This window comes from Vibrio sp. 1401, from assembly GCF_033340295.1.
In genome coordinates, this window is the sequence record NZ_JAWOWF010000447.1 from 1 (window position 1) to 651 (window position 651).

At 47.2% G+C, this 651-nt stretch carries 1 protein-coding gene; it reads left to right on the forward strand.

Annotated features, from left to right (window positions below; genetic code table 11):
• Nucleotides 1–92: 92 nt before the first annotated feature.
• Nucleotides 93–651: 5-formyltetrahydrofolate cyclo-ligase (locus R7Z77_RS26165; RefSeq protein WP_318137153.1), on the forward strand; the 559-nt coding region annotated here is incomplete at its 3' end.

Sequence of the window (651 nt, forward strand, 5' to 3'; positions counted from 1 at the left end):
GGTTATCATTGCTGATCCGCCTTGAACCAGCTGGTTCAAGGGCCACAATCCTCAACGGCACCCTGGGGTATTCCTTTATGTCATCACAATCCATATCATCACGCTCCCGACAAGACTTCCGCAAACTTATCCGTGAAAAACGCAACGCCTTGTGTAGCGATACGCAGTTTCAAGCGGGGCTAGACCTAGTTACTCAATTCGCCCAACTTCCAGAAATCCAACAAGCGCAGAACATTGCCATTTATCTCTCTGCCGATGGTGAACTCGATACGAAGACACTGATTGAATGGTTATGGCAACAGGGAAAGTCGGTGTATTTACCCGTCATCCATCCGTTCTCAAAAGGCCAGTTATTGTTTCTTCAATACGTGAATGAAGATCAACTGGTCTACAATAAGTACCGCATTCTCGAACCAAAGCTCGATATTCGCCACCTTCTTCCCGTCAAACAATTAGATGTAATCTGCACGCCTTTGGTCGGCTTCGACAGTATCGGACACCGCTTAGGTATGGGTGGAGGCTACTACGATCGCACTCTTTCTCATTGGTTCAAGACAGGAGAAGGAGGCAAACCGATTGGCATTGCTCACGATTGCCAGCATGTAGAACGCTTACCAATTGAAAGCTGGGATATTCCATTACCTAAGATCG